This is a genomic window from Streptomyces sp. NPDC002004 (assembly GCF_053593975.1).
This window is the reverse complement of the sequence record NZ_JBSFDP010000008.1, coordinates 279,066-285,115: the sequence shown is the minus strand read 5'-3', so window position 1 is coordinate 285,115 and position 6,050 is coordinate 279,066. Positions and strand designations below refer to the sequence as shown.

At 72.9% G+C, this 6,050-nt stretch carries 5 protein-coding genes and 1 rRNA gene; 1 reads left to right on the top strand and 5 read right to left on the bottom strand.

The window, feature by feature from the left end:
* Window positions 1-167 precede the first annotated feature (167 nt).
* Window positions 168-284, top strand: a 5S ribosomal RNA gene (rrf, locus tag ACWCP6_RS16155).
* 135 nt (window positions 285-419) lie between these two features.
* Here the strand turns inward: rrf and ACWCP6_RS16150 are convergent.
* The 5 genes from ACWCP6_RS16150 to ACWCP6_RS16130 are packed head-to-tail and all read right to left on the bottom strand — an operon-like array spanning window position 420 to window position 6,025.
* Window positions 420-1,730, bottom strand: a complete 1,311-nt coding sequence (locus ACWCP6_RS16150) for a DUF58 domain-containing protein (protein ID WP_450933051.1) — start codon at window positions 1,728-1,730, stop codon at window positions 420-422.
* A gap of 12 nt (window positions 1,731-1,742) precedes the next feature.
* Window positions 1,743-2,735 carry an AAA family ATPase gene (locus ACWCP6_RS16145; RefSeq protein ID WP_450933050.1) on the bottom strand — a complete coding sequence of 331 codons (993 nt, stop codon included), beginning with the start codon at window positions 2,733-2,735 and terminating at the stop codon, window positions 1,743-1,745.
* A complete protein-coding gene (locus ACWCP6_RS16140) occupies window positions 2,732-3,940 on the bottom strand; it encodes a DUF4350 domain-containing protein (protein ID WP_450933049.1) in 1,209 nt (402 codons plus the stop codon). The genes ACWCP6_RS16145 and ACWCP6_RS16140 overlap by 4 nt, the downstream gene beginning before the upstream one ends.
* Window positions 3,937-4,647 (bottom strand): DUF4129 domain-containing protein, encoded by a 711-nt coding sequence (locus ACWCP6_RS16135; RefSeq protein ID WP_450933068.1) that lies wholly within the window; start codon window positions 4,645-4,647, stop codon window positions 3,937-3,939. The genes ACWCP6_RS16140 and ACWCP6_RS16135 overlap by 4 nt, the downstream gene beginning before the upstream one ends.
* A gap of 22 nt (window positions 4,648-4,669) precedes the next feature.
* Entirely contained in the window at window positions 4,670-6,025 is a 1,356-nt protein-coding gene (locus tag ACWCP6_RS16130; protein ID WP_450933048.1) for a DUF7544 domain-containing protein, read from the bottom strand.
* Window positions 6,026-6,050: the final 25 nt, after the last annotated feature.

Genomic DNA, 6,050 nt, shown 5'->3' with positions numbered 1-6,050 from the left:
TTGATAGGCCGGATCTGGAAGCACCGTGAGGTGTGAAGGTGACCGGTACTAATAGGCCGAGGGCTTGTCCTCAGTTGCTCGCGTCCACTGTGTTGGTTCTGAAACCACGAACAACCCCACCCCCGTGATATGTGCCGGGGGTGGTGCGGTTGACAGTTTCATAGTGTTTCGGTGGTCATAGCGTGAGGGAAACGCCCGGTTACATTCCGAACCCGGAAGCTAAGCCTCACAGCGCCGATGGTACTGCAGGGGGGACCCTGTGGGAGAGTAGGACGCCGCCGAACAAATTTTGAGAAGGCCCCGCACCTCAGGTGCGGGGCCTTCTGCCTTTTCCGGTACGTAATTCCGGACAGCTCTTAGGGGGCGCCCCATGCGGGGCGCCCCCTTTTTTTTGTACTTGAGAGGCCTCTCTTTGTATTTCAGAGGCGTCCGGCTGCCTTGAGCGCCAGGTATGCGTCCGCCAGCGCCGGAGCCAGGTCCTGCGGCGTTGCGTCGACGACCGTGACACCGTGCCGGGTCAGTTGTTCGGCCACCCGGCGACGATCGGCGTGCGCCTGTGCCGCCGACGCAGCGTCGTACACCGCCTCCGCCGTGCCCCTCGATGCCGCCATCGCCTCGATATGAGGATCGGCCACCGATGCGAGCAGCACGGTATGGCGCTTGGTGAGCTGGGGAAGGACGGGCAGCAGCCCCTCTTCCACGGGGGCTGCGTCCAGGCTGGTCAGCAGAACGATGAGTGAACGGCGCGGCGCGGCGCGAAGCGCCTGTGAAGCGAGACCGCCGGCGTTCGTCTCGATCAGTTCCGGTTCCAGCGGAGCCATCGCGTTGACGAAGGCGGGAAGCAGCTCACCCGCGGCCCGCCCCTGCACGAGGGCCCGTACCCGGCGGTCGTACGCCAGAAGATCGACGCGGTCGCCGGCCCGGGAGGCCAGGGCCGCGAGGAGCAGGGCGGCGTCCATGGAGGCGTCGAGCCGAGGAGCGTCGCCGACACGGCCGGCGGAGGTGCGGCCGGTGTCCAGGACCAGGAGGATGTGTCGGTCCCGCTCGGGACGCCAGGTGCGCACCGCGACCGAGGACTGGCGGGCCGTGGCGCGCCAGTCGATGGAGCGGGTGTCGTCGCCGGGCACGTACTCGCGGAGGCTGTCGAACTCCGTGCCCTCCCCGCGGGTCAGGACGCTGGTACGGCCGTCCAGTTCACGGAGCCGTGCCAGTTTGGACGGCAGGTGCTTGCGGCTGTGGAAGGGCGGAAGGACCCGCACCGTCCAGGGGACCTCATGGCTGCCCTGGCGGGCGTACAGGCCCAGGGGCCCGTACGAGCGGATCGTGACACGGTCGGCCCGGCGGTCGCCGCGGCGGGTGGGGCGCAGGCGTGTCGTGAGACGGCGGCGCTCACCGGGCGGCACCGTGACGCGATGCCGGGATGCCTCCATCTCGGTGCCGGGCCGCCAACTGCTCGGCGGCCAGCCGTCGCGGAGCAGCGCGCGCAGCGGACGGCGCGAGGGGTTGGTGACGGTCAGGGTCACGTCGGCGGGGTCGCCGAGGCGTACCGAGGTGTCTCCGGAGCGCGTCAGACCCAGTCGGCGCACCGGCGCGGCCAGCGCGAAGTCGCAGGCGCAGGCCAGGGCCAGCGGGGCGTTCACGGCGAGGATGCCTGTCCAGCTCGGTTCCCAGATGCCGACGGGGATCGAGCCGAGCGCCGCGAGGAACGCGGCGCGTCCGGTGAGTGCCATGGGTCCCTCGGCTCAGCGGGGTACGGGGACGTGGGCGAGGATCGCGGTGATCACGGAGTCGGCGGTGACGCCCTCCATCTCCGCCTCGGGGCGCAGCTGGATGCGGTGCCGCATCGTCGGAAGGGCGAGCGCCTTCACATCGTCCGGGATGACGTAGTCGCGGCCCGTCAGCCAGGCCCAGGCGCGGGCCGCGGACAGCAGGGCCGTCGCGCCGCGCGGGGAGACGCCGAGCGTGAGGGACGGCGACTCGCGGGTGGCGCGGCAGATGTCGACGACGTACGCGGTGATCTCCGGAGAAACGGTTGTCTTCGCGACGGCGGCGCGGGCGGCTTCCAAGTCGGCGGCGTTCGCGACGGGGCGTACGCCGGCGGCGTGCAGATCACGCGGGTTGAAGCCCTCGGCATGGCGGGTCAGGACGTCGATCTCGTCCTGACGGGTCGGCAGCGGCACCGTGAGCTTCAGCAGGAAGCGGTCCAGCTGGGCCTCGGGGAGGGGGTAAGTGCCCTCGTACTCGACGGGGTTCTGCGTCGCGGCCACGAGGAACGGCTCGGGCAGCGGGCGCGGGGTGCCGTCGACGGTGACCTGGCGTTCCTCCATCGCTTCGAGGAGGGACGACTGCGTCTTGGGCGGGGTGCGGTTGATCTCGTCGGCGAGCAGCAGGTTGGTGAAGACCGGGCCGGGCTGGAAGGAGAACTCGGCGCTGCGGGTGTCGTAGACGAGGGAGCCGGTGACGTCGCTCGGCATCAGGTCGGGCGTGAACTGGACGCGCTTGGTGTCGAGTTCCAGCGACGCGGCCAGCGCACGCACGAGCAACGTTTTCGCCACCCCGGGGACTCCTTCAAGGAGAACGTGTCCGCGGCACAGGAGGGCGACGACGAGGCCGGTGACGGCGGGGTCCTGGCCGACCACGGCCTTGGCGATCTCCGCGCGCAGTGCCTCCAGGGAGGCGCGTGCGTCGTGGGACTGCCCGGTGGGCCCGGCATTGTCAGTGGTCGGGTCCGTCATGAATGGCGTACCTCTCTTTCGAGGGCGTCGAGTTGGTCGGCGAGTGCGATCAGGGCCGCGTCGTCGCGGGGCGGCGGTCCGAAGAGGAGGGTGTGCAGGTCCTGGCCGGGGCGGTCGAGCCGGGAGGTCAGGGCGGGAAGGAGCGACTCCTGCGTGTGCGCCTGCGCGGGGGACACGCCGACAAGGGGCGCGAGCCGGGTGCGTGTGGCGTTGCGCAGGGCCGAGGCGGCGCGATCGCGGGCGTCGGCCTTGCGGTAGAGGCGGGCGCGGCCTTCGACGGTCTCGGAGGCGCGGATCGCGACGGGGAGACGTTCGGCGACGAGGGGGCCGAGGCGTCGGCCGCGCCAGAAGGCGACGAGGACGACGGCGATGGTGAGCTGCAGGGTGCCCCAGAGCCAGCCCGAGGGGATCAGGTCGAAGAAGCTGCGGCGGCCCGTGTCGTCGGCCGTCATGTCGGAGAGCGAGGGGAGGTACCAGACCAAGTGGGGTCGGGAACCGAGCAGTTGGAGGGCGAGCGAGGCGTTGCCCTGCTCGTCGAGACGGTCGTTGGTGAGGATGTCCGCGGCGCCGAGTACGACCGTGTCGCCGCCGTGCGTGGCGGGGATGCGCACGACGGTCGGCAGGCCGCCGCTGGGGTAGCAGGAGTCCACGGCGGGCAGCGAGGTGTGGTAGCGGATGCCGCCGGTGTCGGCGTCGCCGGCGCGCCTGGCGGCGGGCAGGTCGCAGTGCGGAGCGAGCGTCGACTCGGTGCTCGGGGCGGCGTCCGCGGAGACCCCCGGAGCCAGGGTGCCGACGGACGGGATGTCGGGGGCGACGAGGACGGTGCGGCCGCCGGAGCCGGTGAACGCCGCCCGCAGACGGCCCTGCTGACGGTGCGTGAGAAGGTCGGGGACCGCCACCAGCAGTGTGGTGTCGGGGCCGGCCGCGGCGCGGGCCTCGTCGAAGCGGGTGACGACGCGGGTGGACACGCCGTGCGGGGCGAGGAGTTCGGCGACCGCCCGGCTGCCGGAGGGGTCGGCGGAGCGTGGATCGAGGCGGCCGTGCTGGGCTCCGGAGCGGACCACGGCCAGAGCGACGGCGGCCGCGAGGAGGATCAGCAGGGCGAGCACCGGGCCGCGTGTGCGCGTCCACACCTGGCGGGCGCGCGGCGACGTCGACGTGGTGGGCGCGCCGGGAGCGGGCGGGAGCGTGGTGGTCCGGGTCATGCGCCCGCGCCTCCGCTCGGGGTGCCGGGGGCTTCATCGGCCGCGCCGGCGGCGCTCGCCGTGAGGACGGGCTTTGTGCGCTCCAGTTCCTCGTCGAGCGCGGTGAGCCGGTGGTACGCGGCCTCGTCGGCGGTGCGGCCACCGTATGTGACGTCGTCGAACTCGCGGGCGGCGGCGCGCAGTCGGTCCGTGTGCGAAGGAAGGGAGCGGCCCGCTTCCGCGGCTGCCTCGTCGGCGGTGCGGCCGGGGCGGACGTCGAGGAGGGCGCGCTCCTCCAGGGAGCGTACGACGGCGCGCATCCGCTCCTGGAGGGCCTGGCTCCAGTGGCCCTGGGCGGCGTGCGCCTCAGCGGCGGCCCGGTGCTCGGCGGCGCTGCGCGGGCGGTCGTCGAAGAGCGGTGCGGACGACGACGGGGCCCGGTGGGGTGTGCCGAGACGCCACCACAGGGCAGCCATGACCGCGACGACGACCAGCACGATGACCACGAGTCCGACCGCACCGCCCGGGCTGGCGCCCGACGCGGCGTCGAACAGGCCCTCGACCCACTCCCAGAAGCGGTTGAGGGCGCGCTGGAACAGGCTCGGGTCGTTCTCGTGGTACATCCGCTTGGACAGCTCGCGCTTGGCGGCCTCCCGCGCGGGATCGCGCGCGATCGTCACCGGCGGCTCGTCGCCGGAGCCTGCCCGTAGAAGCGCCGCGGCGAGCATTCCCCCCGTCGAGGTCACGCCATCAGCTCCCCGGGACGGTGCCGGGGGCGGCGGTGCCGTGGTTCTCGACACCGGCCGCGCGGGCCAGCTCCAGGTCGAGCGCCTCACGGCGGATCCGCCGGTCGATGTACAGGAGCACGGTCACCCCGGCGATGATGGGCAGCGTCAGCGTGCGGCCGACCATCGTGCCGATGCCGGTGACGACGAGGAACGTCCAGCCCACGCTGCCGCTGCCGTTCAGGAACCCGGCTATGCCGTCGCCGGAGACCGCGCCCGCGACGAGGGTGAACGGAATCACGATGATCGCCGCGATGATGTCGGCGACCACGACGGCCAGCAGCTGGATGCCGAAGATCCGCCACCAGGAGCCGCGGACGAGCTTCACGGAGCGGCCCATCGACTTCAGGACGCCCTGCTTCTCCAGCATCAGCGCGGGCGAGGCGAGGGAGAAGCGGATCGTCAGCCAGACCGCCACCACCATGGCGCCGAGCGCGCCGAGGAAGGCCAGGGCGATCCCCGCGTCGGTGCTGCCCGAGGCGGCCACCGCGACACCGGGCACGATGCCCAGGGTGAGGATCACGCCGGCGATGAGCGGGAGGAGCAGCGTCAGGCCGAGCAGCCTGAGCAGCCGCGGCCGGGCGTCGCGCCAGGCCTCGCCGACGGTCACCGGCTTCCCCAGGACCGCCCGGCTCATGACCATGGTGAGCATGGCCGTCGCGATGATCGTGCCGAGCAGTGCGATCACCGCGACGACGGCGGAGTTCAGCATGGTGTCGCCCATGGCGCGGCTGAGGTCGCCGACGGAGGCGTTCGGATCGCTGAGGGTGCTCGAGTCGGCGGTGTTCCTCAGCGCCAGGCCCTGTACGAGGACGGTCGCGAGCTGGATGACGGCGGCGACGGTCAGCGAGATGCCGAGCACGCTGCGCCAGTAGGTGCGCATGGTCGACACGGCGCCGTCGAGGATCTCGCCGAGGCCCAGCGGCCGCAGCGGGATGACACCGGGCTTGGCCGCGGGCGGCCGGCCCTGCCAGGCACCCCAGCCGTAGCCCCCGGCGGGGCCGGGTCCGCCCCAGCCGCCGGGACCGCCCTGACCCGGACCGCCCCAACCGCCGGGACCCTGAGCGCCCCCGCCCGGACCGGGCGGCGGGGCCTGGGCCGGGCCCTGAGGGCCTGGCGAGGACCAGGAGGCGGGCGGCGGCTGCTGCTTCGACCACGTGGCTCCGGGACCGGCGCCCTCGGAGCCGGCACCCGGCTCCTGTCCGCCCGGGGCCGGTCCGGTGCCGTCGGCGGGCTCGGCGGGGCGCGGCTCTCCCGGCTCCCGGCCGTCTCCGCCGGAGGGGTCAGATCCGGGCGAGGCCCAGCCCGGAGTGTCGTTCATCGTCGCTCCTTCACGGTGCCCGTCC

Bases quoted from the DNA above. Each gene is read 5' to 3' on its own strand.
- ACWCP6_RS16130 (WP_450933048.1), bottom strand. From the start codon at position 6,025: ATGAACGACACTCCGGGCTGGGCCTCGCCCGGATCTGACCCCTCCGGC.
- ACWCP6_RS16140 (WP_450933049.1), bottom strand. From the start codon at position 3,940: ATGACCCGGACCACCACGCTCCCGCCCGCTCCCGGCGCGCCCACCACG.
- ACWCP6_RS16135 (WP_450933068.1), bottom strand. From the start codon at position 4,647: ATGCTCGCCGCGGCGCTTCTACGGGCAGGCTCCGGCGACGAGCCGCCG.
- ACWCP6_RS16150 (WP_450933051.1), bottom strand. From the start codon at position 1,730: ATGGCACTCACCGGACGCGCCGCGTTCCTCGCGGCGCTCGGCTCGATC.
- ACWCP6_RS16145 (WP_450933050.1), bottom strand. From the start codon at position 2,735: ATGACGGACCCGACCACTGACAATGCCGGGCCCACCGGGCAGTCCCAC.